This window comes from Mesorhizobium sp. WSM4836 (assembly GCF_055811815.1).
On record NZ_JBVVQF010000002.1, the window covers coordinates 42,993 to 56,638 of the forward strand.

Here is a 13,646-nt window from a genome sequence, read left to right on the forward strand (position 1 = left end):
CGATGACGCAAACCGAAACGCTCCCTTCCTGCATGATCGTGGTTCCGTGCTTGAATGAGGCGGCCCATATCGGCGCGTTGCTTCGAGAGCTCCGCCCTGCGGCCGAGAGGCTGGGCGCCGTGATCATCGTTGCCGACGGCGGCAGTACCGACGGCACCAGGACGATCGTCGCGGACGTCGCCGCAAAAGATCAGCAGGTGATCCTGCTCCACAATGAAAAGCGCTTGCAGAGCGCCGCGATCAATCTCGCCGTCGCCAGGTTCGGGGATGGCGTCGACTATCTCATTCGGATCGACGCCCACGGAGGCTATCCTGCGGATTATTGCGACCGGCTGGCCGAAGAAGCGCAGGCCACCGGTGCGGACTCGGTCGTCGTCTCGATGCTGACCAGTGGCAGCGGCATGGTGCAGAAAGCGGCGGCAGCGGCGCAGAACTCCAGGCTCGGCACCGGCGGCTCCAAGCACCGGCATCTTTCGGCTGGGGAATGGGTCGATCATGGCCACCATGCGCTGATGCGGATGTCGTCCTTCACCGCGGTCGGCGGCTATGACGAGACGTTCAGCCATAATGAGGATGCCGAGCTCGACTATCGGCTCCGCCGGGCCGGCTACCGCATCTGGATGACCGGCAAGACGCAAATGGTCTACTACCCGCGCTCCTCGCTGAAGGGCCTCTATTTTCAGTACCTCGGCTATGGCCGTGGCCGGGCGAAGAACGTTCTCAAGCACCGCATGATCCCGAAGGTCCGGCAGATGGTGCCGCTTCTGGTGTTCCCCGTGGTTCTTCTCGCCGCCTTTTCCTTCGTCCACTGGCAGGCGGCCGTGCCGCTTTTGCTATGGGCGTCGGTCTGCCTCGGCTACGGCTTTTGGACCGCCTTCAGTCAGCGCAAACCGGACATTGCGCTTGCCGGGGTCTCGGCAATGGTCATGCATTTCGGTTGGTCGGTCGGTTTCTGGCTGCAACTGCTCGCACCGCGACCGCAGCGCGGGGTAGCGTGATGGACCCGGTTAGGAAAAATCGAAGCATCGATATCTGCGTCTGCACATTTCGCCGGCCGGAGCTTGCCGACACGCTTCGCTCCATAGCGGCCCTGGATATGCCTGCGGGATTCGACGTCGGTGTCATCATCGCGGACAACGATGATACGCCGACTGCCGAACCGCTGGTCGCCAAGCTGGCAGGGGAGTTGAAGCTGGCGATGACTTACCGGCACGCCCCGGCACGCAACATCTCGATCGCGCGCAACGCTTGCCTCGATGCCAGTGCGATGGATTTCGTCGCCTTTATTGACGACGACGAGACGGCCACCGCCTGCTGGCTTGCCGAATTGGTGGCGACGGCGGAAGCAACTGGTGCTGCGGCCGTGCTCGGGCCGGTGAAAGCCCGTTACCAGCCCGATGCCCCCGCCTGGATGAGCAAAGGCGATTTCCACTCGACCGCGCCGGTCTGGGTGCGCGGCGAAATCCGCACCGGCTACACCTGCAACGTCCTGCTCAGGATTGGCGCTGAGAGCCTGCGCGGCCGGCGCTTCAGCCTGGCACGTGGCCAGACCGGCGGCGAAGATACGGAGTTCTTCGACCAGATGGTCAAGGCCGGCGGCCGCATCGCCTTTTCGCCGGAGGCTTGGGTCGACGAAGCGGTGCCACCTGCCAGGGCAGCATTCGACTGGCTCGGCCGCCGCCGGTTCCGCGTCGGACAGACGCATGGTCATCTCCTGGGGCGCAACGCACACGGCCTTGCCCGGCTCAAGCAGGTCGGCATTGCCACGGCAAAGGCCGCCTACAGTTTCCTATCGGCAATTCCGGTTGCCATTGATCCCGTGCGCCGGAACCGCAGCCTGCTTCGCGGCTTTATGCACGTCGGCGTCGTCAGCGGCCTCGTCGGGGTTCGTGAAATCCGCCAATATGGCCTGTCTTCATCGCAGCAAGGGGGCAAGCGTGCAGCCTGACGTGAGCTTCGTGATTGCCGCCTACAATGCCGAGGCGACCATCGATCGGGCGATTGCCAGCGCCATCGCCCAGCGCAATGTCAGCGTCGAGGTCATCGTCGTCGACGACAAGTCGCGCGACCGGACGCTCGATCTGGCGAGATCCTACCCCGAAGACATCGTACGCGTTGTCGCGCTTGAGCAAAACCGTGGTCCCGGCGGCGCCAGGAATGCCGGCCTTGAGCTTGCCCGCGGCAGGTGGGTCGCGGTCCTTGATTCGGACGACGCGGTCTATCCTGGGCGAATCTGCACCATGATCGAACGCGCGGAGAAAGCGGGCGCCGAGATCGCGGTCGATAATCTGCAGATCGTTCGCGAGGATGGCGTTGCCGAAGAGGCGATGTTCCCGGCCGACTATCTGGACCGGCTCGGTGAAATCTCGCTGGCGGATTTCATCGGCGGCAACGTCCTCTTCGAATCGAGGTTTAATCTCGGCTACCTCAAGCCGATCTTCCAGCGCCGGTTCCTGAATGAGAACGGGCTTCGTTACGATGAAAGCCTGATCATTGGCGAAGACTATATGCTCCTGGCCAGTGCTCTGGCCAAAGGCGGCAAATGCGTGGTCGAGCCGACCACGGGCTACATCTACCACATTCGCACGGGTTCCATCTCCCGGGTGCTCGAACTTCATCACGTCGAGGCGATGCGCAGGGCCGATGCCACCTTCGCCGCGACCCATTCCATGGATGGTGCGGCCGAGGCGGCGTTCGCCCGGCGCGCTCGCAGCCTGCGGCGGGCGGCATCATTCCTGTCGCTGGTTCAGCACATCAAGGCGCGATCGCCGCTCAAGGCGATATGGACGGCGCTCAGCGATCCGGCGGCGGTTCGGCATATGGGCATGCCGATCGCCGTCCGGCTGCGAAGGGTAGCGGCACAGTTTGCCGTGGTGGCGGGGAGGTGAAGGGCTGCAGGCGAATGAAGACAAATTTCGCCGCCTGCGACAGGGTTGAAATCGATCTCCTCAGAAGGAATATGCAATGAAAAAAGTCAGGAAGGCAGTCATACCGGTGGCGGGGCTTGGAACGCGGTTCCTGCCGGCGACCAAGTCCATGCCGAAGGAAATGCTGCCAGTGGTCGACAGGCCTGTCGTGCAATACGCGGTTGACGAGGCGTTCGAGGCCGGCATCGAGCACATCGTCTTCGTCACCGGCCGCAACAAGGCGGTGATCGAGGACTATTTCGACCTGCATCCTGAACTGATCGGAACCCTGGAGCAGAGCGGCAAGAAGGCGCAACTCGAATCGCTTGAAAGCCTGCTTCCCGTCGCCGGCGCGACGAGCTTCATCCGCCAGCAGGCGCCGCAAGGCCTCGGCCATGCCGTCTGGTGCGCGCGCGAAGTCATTGGTGACGAGCCCTTCGCATTGCTTTTGCCGGACATGGTGTCCTTCGGCGGGCGCGGGTGTCTCGCCGAGGTCGCCGATCTTTATGCGCAGACTGGCGCAAACGTTATCGCCGTCGAGCGTTGCGATCCGACCGAGACCAGCAAATACGGTATTGTCGGGCGCGGCGCGGAGGTCGGCACCGGCTTTGAGGTGACGGCCATGGTCGAAAAGCCGGCACCGGCCAATGCGCCCTCGAACTTCTACATCAACGGCCGCTATATCCTGCAGCCCGAGATATTCTCGCTGCTGGCAAGCCAGCAACGCGGCGCCGGCAACGAGATACAGCTGACCGACGCAATGGTGCGTCTCGCACAGACGCAGGCCTTCTTCGCCCAGCCTTTCAACGGCCGCATGTTCGATTGCGGTTCGAAGGAGGGCTTCATCCAGGCCAATGTCGCTTTCGCGCTGGCACGGGAGGATATGAAGGGCCCGATCTTCGAGATGCTGCAGGAATTCGTCCTGTCGCATCAGCGTCGGGAAGAAGCCGCATAATGTCCATTTTTTTGAGGCATTGTGGGTGCGGCTGATGACGCAGAACAGTGCGTTGCGCCGCGCGCAACGCACTGTCCGGCGCAAGGTTTGCACCCTATGTCCCGATCTTCGAGGCGGTAGCGCCTGCAAACTAGAATTGGACCGAAGATGAACTATGCCAATTTTCCTGTCGACAAGAGGACGCCATTGCCGGCTTCAAATGCGGCAAACGCCGAAGACTTCATCGACATCGAGCGCCTGCTTGGCATGGCCGCGCGGCAAGCGAAAGTGGTTGCCATCTGCGCCGTCATCGGTCTCTTTCTCGGCGTGCTCTATTTGCAGACCACGCCTCCTACCTATGTGGCGACGAGCAGCGTGCTGATCGACGAAGGATTGAACAAGGTCGTCGACGACATTTCGGCGGCGTCTGTCAGCATGCAGACCGACTCCGCCGTTCTGAGCCAGATCGAAATACTGCAGTCAGCCAGGCTGGCGGGGGTGGTCGTCGACAAGCTGAAGCTCGATCACAACGATGCTTTCATGAACCCTCCGACATCGGCCCTATCGAAGGTCGCAGGCTTTGTACGCGGTATCATCCAGTCTGTCCGCCCCAAGCGCGCCGCGAGCACAACTGATGTCACTCAGCTTGACGCTGCGACGCGTGATGCGATCACCGCGTCGTCGCCCCGCGACTATGCAATCTTCAAACTCCAGAACCAACTCGACGCCGAGCGGATCGGCCGAAGCTTTGTCATCAGCATCTCCTTCCAGGCGACGGATCCGGCGCTTGCGACCGCCATCACCAAGGCCTATGCCGACGCCTATCTCGCCGATCAGCTCGATGCCAGCTTCGACGCCACCGAGCGGGCGGCGGTCTGGCTACAAGGCCGGCTGACCGAGCTTCGTGAGAGCTCCCAGGCGGCCGCGCTGGCGGTCGAAAAGTTCAGGGCCGAGCATGGACTGGCCGTCAATGACGGCCAGCTGATCAGCGACAAGCAATTGTCCGATCTTAACACCCAGCTGATCGTCGCGCAGGCCGATACCGCACGGGCCGGCGCCCGCTACCAGCAGTACAAGTCGATCGTCGAAAGCGGCTCGGACAATGCGTTCAAGGACGCCGCGATATCGAACGACCAGCCGAGCAGCTCCGTCATCACGACGCTGAAGAACCGCTATCTCACCGTCGCCAAGCGGCAGCAGGACGTCGAAGCGAACTTCGGCCCGCAACATCCGCAGGCCGTCGCGCTCGCCAAGGAGAAGGCCGACATATCGGCGCAGATTTTCGGCGAGCTGAAGCAACTGACCGAAAGCTACCGCAACGAATACGAGGTTGCCCTGGCGCGAGAAACCGCGCTCCGCGCAAATGTCGCCTTGGCGGCTGGCAAGAGCTCCATCGACAACCAGTCGCAGGTCAAGCTGCGTGAGCTGGACCAAAAGGCGACGGCGCTGTCGACGCTCTACCAGACATTCCTGAACCGCTATGAGGAGGCCGCCCAGCAGCAATCCTTCCCGGTCGGCAAGATCCGGGTCATCTCGGACGCGACGATGCCGCAGTCGGCCGCAAGCCCGCGAACGGCCATCGTGCTGGGGCTTTCGCTCGCGCTTGGCATAATGATGGGGGCAGGGGTTGGTGGTCTGAATGAATTCAGGGAACGCTTCTTCAGGACCGGCGAGGATGTACGCGACCGAGTCGGCCTCAAATTCCTCGGCTATCTCCCGGTTATCGGCAAGGCTGGCAAGGACGACCAGCGCAATGGCGGTCAGCCTGACGTCAAAGTCGTTGAATCCAAGACCGCCAAGTCCTCCAAATCCCAGCCCTCCAAAACATTGTCGGCAGCCGAAAAACGTGCGCGGATGCGGGTAACCGTCGATGCACCGGCATCGATGTTTTCCGAGACGCTGCGCAACGCAAAGATCGCCTTCGACGTCGTGATGGAGGGCCAGGGCAGCCGGGTCATCGGCGTGGTCTCGGTGCTTCCCGGCGAAGGCAAGTCGACGGTGGCGGCCAATCTTGCCGGGCTGCTTGCCGTCAACGGATCGAAGACGCTGCTGATCGACGGCGACCTGCGCAATCCCGGCCTCAGCCGCAGCCTCGGCATGGAGGCCGAGCAGGGCCTGATGGAAGCTGTGGTGAGCGGGCAGACCTGGCAGTCGGTCGGCAAGATCGACCGGCAGACCAAGCTGGCTATCATCCCGGCCGTCCTGCGTGGCCAGTTTTCGCATACCAGCGAGCTTCTGTCTTCAGCCGGCATGCGGCGTTTCATCGACAACGCCAAGGAAACCTTCGAATACATCGTCGTCGATCTGCCGCCGCTCGGGCCCGTCGTCGACGCCAAGGCCTTCGCTCCGCTTGTCGACGGCTTCGTGCTGGTCACCGAGTGGGGACGCACGCCGCGTGCGATGGTGCAATCCATGCTCAGCTCGGAGCCCTACATCGCCAAGAAGATCATTGGCGCGGTGCTGAACAAGGTCGAACTGAAGAAGCTGGCCAAGTATGGCGCGATCGGCGGCTCGGAAAAATTCTTCGACAAATATTCGAGCTACTATCTGGAAAAATCGGAAGCGCGCGCCAGGGCAGCCGCCTGAGCGACGATATCGCGCTCAGGAAAATATCAACCTAGCGCGGTTGTCGACGATCCTGAGGGCGGTCAGCTGGCCGGTTTGGAAGGCGCCGGTGTCTATGCCAAGCCGACGGCCCTCGAGCTTCGGAACGTCGACCGGGGTATGTCCGTGCACGACATAGCGGTCGAGAAGATGCGCGGCCCCGAAGAACTCCGAGCGGATGTTCAGCAGATCGTCCTCGTCCTGCGCGGCCAGTTCGATGCCGGGCCTGATGCCGGCATGAACGAATACGAATTTTGCCGAATAGAGCATGACCGGCAGCGCGCGCATGAAGCTGGCATGGCCCGCTGGAATGATCTCCCGAATGCGCCGGTCGACCTGCTCGCTTGATCCATAGAGATCGGCCATGCGCGACGGGTCGATGCCGTAGGAAAACAGCGTCTGCAGGCCACCCACCGCCAACCACGACTCCCTCGAAAGGATGCCGTCGAGATAGTCCAGCATCGCGACTTCGTGGTTTCCGGCAAGGCAGATGCGCTGGAAGCCGTCGAGTGGCGGCGTCAGCAGATGATCGAGCACACGCGCCGACTGAGGTCCACGATCGACATAGTCGCCAAGCATGATGATGAGCTTGCGCCTTTCGAAGGACGCCGAATCGAGCAGGATCTTCTGCTCCAGGGCGCGGAGTTCCTTATAGCAGCCATGCACGTCGCCGATCGCGTAGACGACCGTGTCCTGCATATCGATCTCCAGCCGCCGGCGCGCCGCGGCCTGGGGCTTTTTCGATCGCTGGAACAGGGTCACGTATGGCATCTCGCATGGCTGTGTGTGCGTCTCGATTCCGAAGCAACATGACGACACACCGCGTGGATACCATGTCTGGCGCCGGTCATTCCATACCCGAGCTTTCGGGCCGGTGTTCGACGTCCCTACAGGCCGATGCCGCGGCGGTTCAGCGCGGCGGTAATCTCGTCGAGGATGGCCGGATCGTCGATCGTTGCCGGCATGGCCCATTCCTCCTTGTCGGCGATCTTCTGCATGGTGCCGCGCAGGATCTTGCCGGAGCGCGTCTTAGGCAGGCGCTTGATCGTCACCACCGTCTTGAAGGCAGCGACCGGGCCGATCCGGTCGCGCACCAGCGTGACGACCTCGTTTTCGATGATGCCGGCGTCGCGCTCGACGCCGGCATTCAGCACGACGAAGCCGAGTGGAACCTGGCCTTTCATCGCATCGGCAATACCGACGACGGCGCATTCGGCAACGTCGGGATGCGCGGCCAGCACCTCCTCCATGGCGCCGGTCGACAGCCGGTGGCCGGCGACATTGATGATGTCGTCGGTGCGGGCCATGACATAGAGATACCCGTCCTCGTCCGTCATGCCGGCATCCGCGGTTTTGTAGAAGCCGGGGAATTCCTCGAGATAGGCTTGGCGAAACCGCTCGTCGGCATTCCACAGCGTCGGCAGGCAGCCGGGAGGCAACGGCAGCTTCACCACGACATTGCCCAACGTGCCGCGCCTGACCTCATGCCCGGCATCGTCCAGCACGCGAATGTCGTAGCCGGGCATCGGCACGCCGGGCGAGCCATGTTTGACTGGCAATAGGCCCAGTCCGGCGGGGTTGATGGTCATCGGCGAGCCGGTCTCGGTCTGCCACCAATGGTCGACCACCGGCACGTTCAATTTCTGCTCCGCCCATTTGATGGTTTCCGGATCGGCGCGCTCACCGGCGAGGAACAGCGTGCGGAATTTGGATAGATCGTATTTCGGGACGAATTCGCCCTTCGGATCCTGTCCCTTGATGGCGCGAAAGGCGGTTGGTGCGGTGAACAGCGCGACGACACTATGCTCGGCGATCACCCGCCAATAGGTGCCGGCATCGGGCGTGCCGACCGGCTTGCCCTCGAACAGGATGGTTGTGCAGCCATGCAGCAGCGGGCCGTAGACGATGTAGGAATGGCCGACCACCCAGCCGACATCGGAAGCCGCCCAGAACACTTCGCCCGGCTTGACGCCGAACTCGTTTTTCATCGACCATTTCAGCGTGACCATATGGCCGCCATTGTCGCGCACGATGCCCTTCGGCTGGCCGGTCGTGCCCGACGTGTAGATGATGTAGAGCGGATCGGTGGCAAGCACCGGGACACAGTCGACATTGGCGCCGGCGGCCCGCTCACGCGCCACGGCGTCGGCATAGTCGATGTCGTAATTTTCCCTGAGCTCGCAGCGCAGCTGGTCGCGCTGCAGGATGAGGCAGCTTTCCGGCTTGTGCCGCGACATCTCGATCGCCTTGTCGAGCAGCGGCTTATAGGCAACGACACGCCCGGGCTCCAGGCCGCAGGAAGCGGAGATGATCAGCTTCGGCTTGGCGTCGTCGATGCGGGTGGCGAGCTCATGCGAGGCAAAGCCGCCGAAAACCACCGAATGCACGGCGCCGATCCGCGCACAGGCAAGCATGGCGAAGGCTGCTTCCGGCACCATCGGCATGTAGATGATGACGCGATCGCCCTTTTGGATGCCGCGGTTCTTGAGCACCGAGGTCAGCGCGACCACCTCGCGCTTCAGCTCGGCATAGGTGAATTTCCTGATTGTGCCGGAAATCGCGCTGTCATGGATCAACGCGATCTGGTCGGCACGGCCGCCCGCCACATGGCGATCGACGGCATTGAAGCAGGTGTTGCACGAGGCGCCATTGAACCATCGGCCATAGACGCCGGCATTCGCGTCGAACACCGTCTCGAAGGGCGAGAACCAGTCGATTGCGCCCGCGGCGTCGGCCCAGAATTTTTCCGGGTCGCGTTTCCAGCCGTCATAGACCTCGTGGTAGCGTGACGCCATCTTTCCTCCCCAGGAATGTTTGCTGTCCTTGAAATAGCGTATGCTGCTCTCCGTAACCATGTATTTGTGCTTTTCGTTTGCCGCCGTTCTAATTCGGCCGCAAATGCAGGGTCGTCGTGGTCTGCGGGGCCGGTATCGACCGAGTTTTCGACATTGGGGCAGGGCGCGATGAAACTGCGATACGGGCTTGGATTTGCTGTCGTTGCGACACTGGCGTTGGTGCTCGCTTCAGCTGCTCAGGCCGGCGATGCGGCGGCACGGCGTATCATCGGCTTTTCGCCAGACGGCAACTACTTCGCCTTCGAACAGTACGGCACGCTGGACGCCGGTGCTTCGGATTCGGGCTGGTCGGAAATCGAAATCATCGACATCCGCACCGATGAGTTCGTCGGCGGCAAGCCGATCCTCGTCGTCGACGAGACGGAGGATGCGACGCTGACGCTTGCGCAGGCGCGGGCACAGGCCGCCGAGCTGGCGGCGCCCTTGCTGGCCAAATATGCCATCGCGCCGCGCGGCGAGCGGACGGGCTTAGACAAATTCACCTTTCCCGACGACTTGGTCGCCTACAACGACATTGCGCGCCTCGAGCAGGTTTCGCAGAAATGGCTTTCGCCGGCCTATGACGAGCTTGGCATCTCGACAATCCAGCTCGAGCAGATCCTTGCCGACAGCACGGCGGATTGTTCAGCGAGTTTCGACGGGACGCAGCAAGGCGAAACGACCGGCAAGGCGCTCGGCTTTCGCCTGACGCTGCATGGTCAGGACGGCAAGCTGATCAAGCTGCTGCATGAAGACAAAGCGGTGCCCGGTTCGAGGAATTGCCCGACTTCCTACAGCCTGTCGGAAGCTTACGCATTCACCCCGGATGGAAAACCGGGCGTGCTTGCGGTGCTCGTGCAGCGCTTCAGCCAGGGATTTGAAGGGCGCGACCGCCGTTTCATTGCCGTGACTGGCCAGGCGCACTGAGGCATCGCACTGAGAACTGGTCCGGCAAGTGTCTGACGAAGCGCGGCGTTGCCGATATCAGTCTTATCACCGACTATTTCTGGGCATTGTCCGCCGCTACATGCCCCAGCGCAGCGCCGCCGTATGTACCGGTGCATCCCACCAAACAGCCGCCTCGTCGTCGAGCATGCTCAGCGTGATCGAACAGCCGGCCATGTCGAGCGAGGTCACATAGGACCCGACCAGCGACCGGGCCACCGTCACGCCGTGCTTCTCGAAGATTTTGCGGGCGCTGTTGTACATCAGATAAAGCTCCATCAGCGGCGTACCGCCAAAGCCGTTGACGAAGAGCAGCGCCTGGCCTCTGGCGCTGTCGCCCAGATCGCCGAGGATCGCGGTACAGATCTCGTCGGTGATCGCGTCGGCGCTTTTCAATGTGTCGCGCCGCCTCCCAGGCTCGCCGTGGATGCCGACCCCGAACTCCATCTCGCCGTCGCCGATGTCGAAGGTCGGCTTGCCCGCCGCCGGCACGGTGCAACTGGTCAGCGCCACGCCCATCGAGCGCGTCGCGCCGTTGACGCGCTCGCCCAACGCCTTCAAAGGCTCCAGTGCCATGCCTTGTTCGGCCGCCGCGCCGACGATCTTCTCGACCACCAGCGTGCCGGCGACGCCGCGCCGGCCGGTGGTGTAGGACGAGTTTTCGACCGCGACGTCGTCATTGGTCACGATTTGCATCACGCCTTCCGTCATTTCAGCGGCCATGTCGAAATTCATCACGTCGCCCTCGTAGTTCTTGACGATGAACAGGCAGCCGGCGCCCGTATTGACGGCTTCAGCCGCCGCCATCATCTGGTCAGGCGTCGGCGAGGTGAATACCTGGCCGGGGCAGGCGGCTTCCAGCATGCCGTGCCCGACGAACCCGCCATGCAGCGGCTCGTGACCCGAGCCGCCGCCGGAGATCAGCGCCACCTTGCCCGGTGTGAGCAGTTTGCGGCGGATGAATTTGTGTTCCTCGCCAAGCGCCAGGATATCGACATGCGCGGCAACGAAGCCGTCAATGCTCTCGGTCAGCACCGTGTCGACCGAATTCAGAAATTTCTTCATGGCTGTCCTCCCGAAATAGCCCAGCGTCAGCTGCCCTTGCCGGCGATGCTGGTGATCTTCTGGATGAAATCATTGACCGCCCGGTCGAGCGCCGCGTTCTGCTTGTCGTCGCCGAAATCGGGAACGATCAGCGAGATATGGCGTGTCTTGCGCATGCCTGCAGCCAACGACATCTTTCCCGGATGCGCCTGATGGTAGGCCTCAAGGAAATGATCGCGTTCAGCCGGGCTGAAATGGCAGACGGAGAAGATAGCCGGCAAATGCTTCGACGGGATCGGCGTCGAATAGGCGGGGCTGGAAATCTGCGTGACGAAGCTGCGATGCTTGCCCAGCGCGTCGGCGAGGCGCTGGCGCATGCCGGACGGGCGCTGGTCGATCACCTGCGACAGGATCGTCTTGTAGGCGCGGATCGCCTCTTCGGGGCCGGATTGCGGCGCCTTGTCTGCCATGTCGGGGCCTAGATTGAAACGTCCGCGATGGCCGCCTTGGCCATCGCGAGTTGGGCGGGAGCGACGGAGAGGTCACGCAGGCCGGTTTCGAGCAGCGCCGGGATCGAGGCGGGGTCGCCGCCGGCATCGCCACACAGGCTGACCGGGACATTATGCGCGCGGCCGAAGGCGGTAACCGACGCGATCAGCCGGAGCACGGCCGGGTGCCTGACGGAATTCAGATGTGCGACCGAGGCATTGTCGCGAGCGGCGGCCATCACGTATTGGGTCAAATCATTCGAACCGATCGAGAAGAAGGCGGCTTTGGCGAATGCCTCCGGCGCAATCGCCACCGAAGGCACCTCGACCATGATGCCAAGCGGAGGCATCTTTTGCGCGATGCCGCGCGCCAAAAGGCCAGCCTGCTCTTCAGCGAACAGTGCCGTGGCGTGTTCATACTCTTCCGGAACGGCGATCATCGGGAACATCACCTTCAGATTGCCGTGCATGGCGGCACGTAGCAAGGCGCGGATCTGCACGCGAAAGACCTCCGGGCGCGCCAGCGACAGCCTGATGCCACGCAGGCCAAGGAATGGATTACCTTCCTCGACGGTCAGGCCCGGCACAGGCTTATCGCCGCCGGCATCGACAGTACGGATCGTCACCGGCCTGTCGCCTGCCCATTCCAGCACTTTGCGGTAGGCGTGATATTGGGTCGCCTCGTCCGGCAGCGTCTTGCCGAACAGGAATTCGGTCCGCATCAGCCCGACACCGTCGCACGCCCCAGCATCGATGCGGTCGACATCGGACGGATCGGCAATGTTCACCTGCACGCGGACCGCTATGCCGGTCTTCGTTGCTGCCGGCCTTGTCAGATAGGCGGCCGCTTTGCCGCGATGCGCCGCGAAAGACGACGACGATCGCCGGAATGCGTCGATCTCCGTTTTCGAAGGCGCCAACACGATGCCGCCATGCTCCGCATCGAGCAGCGCGAGCCCGGCAAGGTGAGCCGGCGAAGTACCGACCACCCCACGCTCCGCAAGCCCAAGCCCCACCACCATTGGCACGCCGCGCGAGCGTGCCAGCATTGCGACGTGACTTGCGGCACTTCCCGCTTTCAGCGCTATGCCGCCGCCGGCACTCCAGTCCGTTTCCAGGAAGCGCGTCGGTGCGATATCCTCGCCATAGAAGATCGCACCGGCCGGCGCGGCAATATCGCCGCCTCCGGTCAGCGCGCGCAGCACCTGGTCGCGTATATCGCGCATGTCGGCCGCGCGCGCCCGGAAATAGTCCTGCTCGGATGTTTCATAGCCGGCTATCTCGGCGTCGAGTGCCTGCCGCCAAGCCATATCAGCGGCCATGCCCGCGGCAATGTGCGCAAAGGCCGGACCGGTCAGCGCGTCGTCCTCCAGCATGGCGAGCTGGAACTCGAGGATGCCGGCCGCCTCGCTGTCGCTGGTTTCGATCAATGTTGCGAGCCGGGCTGCGGCAATGGAGATGGCGGCCTTGAGCGCCACCTTCTCGTCCGCGGCACTTGCCTTGCGAACATAACGCACAGCAGCCTGGTCCAGATCGAACAGCGGCCCCTCGGCATAGCCGGCCGATGCCGAGATGCCCTGCAGCCTAAGCGGTTCGGGCATGGTCCTTGCCTTCGTCGAAATCGCGCCGCACCAACTCGACCAGCGCGCCGACCGCCTCGCCGGCGCTGTCGCCCCTGGCCCTGATATGCAGGACAGTGCCTTTCGGCGCCTTCGCCGCCATCACCTTGACGATGCTCTTGGCGTCGAGCCACGGCCCGTTGGCGGCGATCGCAATCTCGACGTCGGCCGAAAACGTCTTGGCAAGCTTGGTGAACTTCACCGAAGGACGCGCATGCAGTCCCACCTCATGGGTGATCAGGACGCTGGCTTCGGCTGCTGCGGACATGCTT

12 protein-coding genes are annotated in these 13,646 nt (G+C 62.9%); 6 read left to right on the top strand and 6 right to left on the bottom strand.

Annotated elements, in window-relative coordinates; genetic code table 11:
• Window positions 1-2 precede the first annotated feature (2 nt).
• The 5 genes from AC0L2P_RS02470 to AC0L2P_RS02490 all read left to right on the top strand — a co-directional run bounded on the left by AC0L2P_RS02470 (window position 3) and on the right by AC0L2P_RS02490 (window position 6,426).
• Window positions 3-998, top strand: a complete 996-nt coding sequence (locus tag AC0L2P_RS02470) for a glycosyltransferase family 2 protein (RefSeq protein WP_473499681.1) — start codon at window positions 3-5, stop codon at window positions 996-998.
• The gene (locus tag AC0L2P_RS02475) at window positions 998-1,948 is read left to right on the top strand and encodes a glycosyltransferase family 2 protein (RefSeq protein ID WP_473499682.1); all 951 of its coding nucleotides are present in this window, start codon (window positions 998-1,000) and stop codon (window positions 1,946-1,948) included. Before AC0L2P_RS02470 ends, AC0L2P_RS02475 begins: the two co-directional genes overlap by 1 nt.
• Window positions 1,905-2,888, top strand: a complete 984-nt coding sequence (locus AC0L2P_RS02480) for a glycosyltransferase family 2 protein (protein ID WP_473499683.1) — start codon at window positions 1,905-1,907, stop codon at window positions 2,886-2,888. The genes AC0L2P_RS02475 and AC0L2P_RS02480 overlap by 44 nt, the downstream gene beginning before the upstream one ends.
• A 76-nt stretch (window positions 2,889-2,964) precedes the next feature.
• On the top strand, window positions 2,965-3,861 hold the full coding sequence (gene galU / locus AC0L2P_RS02485; protein WP_473499684.1) for a UTP--glucose-1-phosphate uridylyltransferase GalU: 897 nt from the start codon (window positions 2,965-2,967) through the stop codon (window positions 3,859-3,861).
• Window positions 3,862-4,008: 147 nt separating this feature from the next.
• Window positions 4,009-6,426 carry a polysaccharide biosynthesis tyrosine autokinase gene (locus tag AC0L2P_RS02490; protein ID WP_473499685.1) on the top strand — a complete coding sequence of 806 codons (2,418 nt, stop codon included), beginning with the start codon at window positions 4,009-4,011 and terminating at the stop codon, window positions 6,424-6,426.
• Window positions 6,427-6,441: 15 nt separating this feature from the next.
• On the opposite strand, the gene AC0L2P_RS02495 is transcribed toward AC0L2P_RS02490, so the two are convergent.
• On the bottom strand, window positions 6,442-7,215 hold the full coding sequence (locus tag AC0L2P_RS02495; RefSeq protein ID WP_473499686.1) for a metallophosphoesterase family protein: 774 nt from the start codon (window positions 7,213-7,215) through the stop codon (window positions 6,442-6,444).
• A 116-nt stretch (window positions 7,216-7,331) separates the two neighbouring features.
• Complete coding sequence (locus AC0L2P_RS02500) at window positions 7,332-9,239, bottom strand: propionyl-CoA synthetase (protein WP_473499687.1); 1,908 nt, start codon at window positions 9,237-9,239, stop codon at window positions 7,332-7,334.
• 168 nt (window positions 9,240-9,407) lie between these two features.
• Here AC0L2P_RS02500 and AC0L2P_RS02505 point away from each other — a divergent pair, with 168 nt between their 5' ends.
• Complete coding sequence (locus tag AC0L2P_RS02505) at window positions 9,408-10,205, top strand: DUF2259 domain-containing protein (RefSeq protein WP_473499688.1); 798 nt, start codon at window positions 9,408-9,410, stop codon at window positions 10,203-10,205.
• Between the two features lie 96 nt (window positions 10,206-10,301).
• On the opposite strand, the gene dhaK is transcribed toward AC0L2P_RS02505, so the two are convergent.
• From dhaK to AC0L2P_RS02525, 4 genes are read right to left on the bottom strand one after another with little or no spacing between them, the layout of a single operon-like run.
• Window positions 10,302-11,288 (bottom strand): dihydroxyacetone kinase subunit DhaK, encoded by a 987-nt coding sequence (gene dhaK / locus AC0L2P_RS02510; RefSeq protein WP_473499689.1) that lies wholly within the window; start codon window positions 11,286-11,288, stop codon window positions 10,302-10,304.
• 26 nt (window positions 11,289-11,314) lie between these two features.
• Complete coding sequence (locus AC0L2P_RS02515; RefSeq protein ID WP_473499690.1) at window positions 11,315-11,737, bottom strand: hypothetical protein; 423 nt, start codon at window positions 11,735-11,737, stop codon at window positions 11,315-11,317.
• An 8-nt stretch (window positions 11,738-11,745) separates the two neighbouring features.
• Window positions 11,746-13,356, bottom strand: a complete 1,611-nt coding sequence (gene ptsP, locus AC0L2P_RS02520; RefSeq protein ID WP_473499691.1) for a phosphoenolpyruvate--protein phosphotransferase — start codon at window positions 13,354-13,356, stop codon at window positions 11,746-11,748.
• Window positions 13,340-13,642: an HPr family phosphocarrier protein gene (locus AC0L2P_RS02525; RefSeq protein WP_473499692.1), complete on the bottom strand. Its 303-nt coding sequence runs from the start codon at window positions 13,640-13,642 to the stop codon at window positions 13,340-13,342. The genes ptsP and AC0L2P_RS02525 overlap by 17 nt, the downstream gene beginning before the upstream one ends.
• Between the last annotated feature and the right edge of the window lie 4 nt (window positions 13,643-13,646).

Bases quoted from the DNA above. Each gene is read 5' to 3' on its own strand.
- AC0L2P_RS02525 (WP_473499692.1), bottom strand. From the start codon at position 13,642: ATGTCCGCAGCAGCCGAAGCCAGCGTCCTGATCACCCATGAGGTGGGA.
- AC0L2P_RS02470 (WP_473499681.1), top strand. From the start codon at position 3: ATGACGCAAACCGAAACGCTCCCTTCCTGCATGATCGTGGTTCCGTGC.
- AC0L2P_RS02490 (WP_473499685.1), top strand. From the start codon at position 4,009: ATGAACTATGCCAATTTTCCTGTCGACAAGAGGACGCCATTGCCGGCT.
- AC0L2P_RS02515 (WP_473499690.1), bottom strand. From the start codon at position 11,737: ATGGCAGACAAGGCGCCGCAATCCGGCCCCGAAGAGGCGATCCGCGCC.
- AC0L2P_RS02500 (WP_473499687.1), bottom strand. From the start codon at position 9,239: ATGGCGTCACGCTACCACGAGGTCTATGACGGCTGGAAACGCGACCCG.
- ptsP (WP_473499691.1), bottom strand. From the start codon at position 13,356: ATGCCCGAACCGCTTAGGCTGCAGGGCATCTCGGCATCGGCCGGCTAT.
- AC0L2P_RS02505 (WP_473499688.1), top strand. From the start codon at position 9,408: ATGAAACTGCGATACGGGCTTGGATTTGCTGTCGTTGCGACACTGGCG.
- galU (WP_473499684.1), top strand. From the start codon at position 2,965: ATGAAAAAAGTCAGGAAGGCAGTCATACCGGTGGCGGGGCTTGGAACG.
- AC0L2P_RS02495 (WP_473499686.1), bottom strand. From the start codon at position 7,215: ATGCCATACGTGACCCTGTTCCAGCGATCGAAAAAGCCCCAGGCCGCG.
- AC0L2P_RS02480 (WP_473499683.1), top strand. From the start codon at position 1,905: ATGGCCTGTCTTCATCGCAGCAAGGGGGCAAGCGTGCAGCCTGACGTG.
- AC0L2P_RS02475 (WP_473499682.1), top strand. From the start codon at position 998: ATGGACCCGGTTAGGAAAAATCGAAGCATCGATATCTGCGTCTGCACA.
- dhaK (WP_473499689.1), bottom strand. From the start codon at position 11,288: ATGAAGAAATTTCTGAATTCGGTCGACACGGTGCTGACCGAGAGCATT.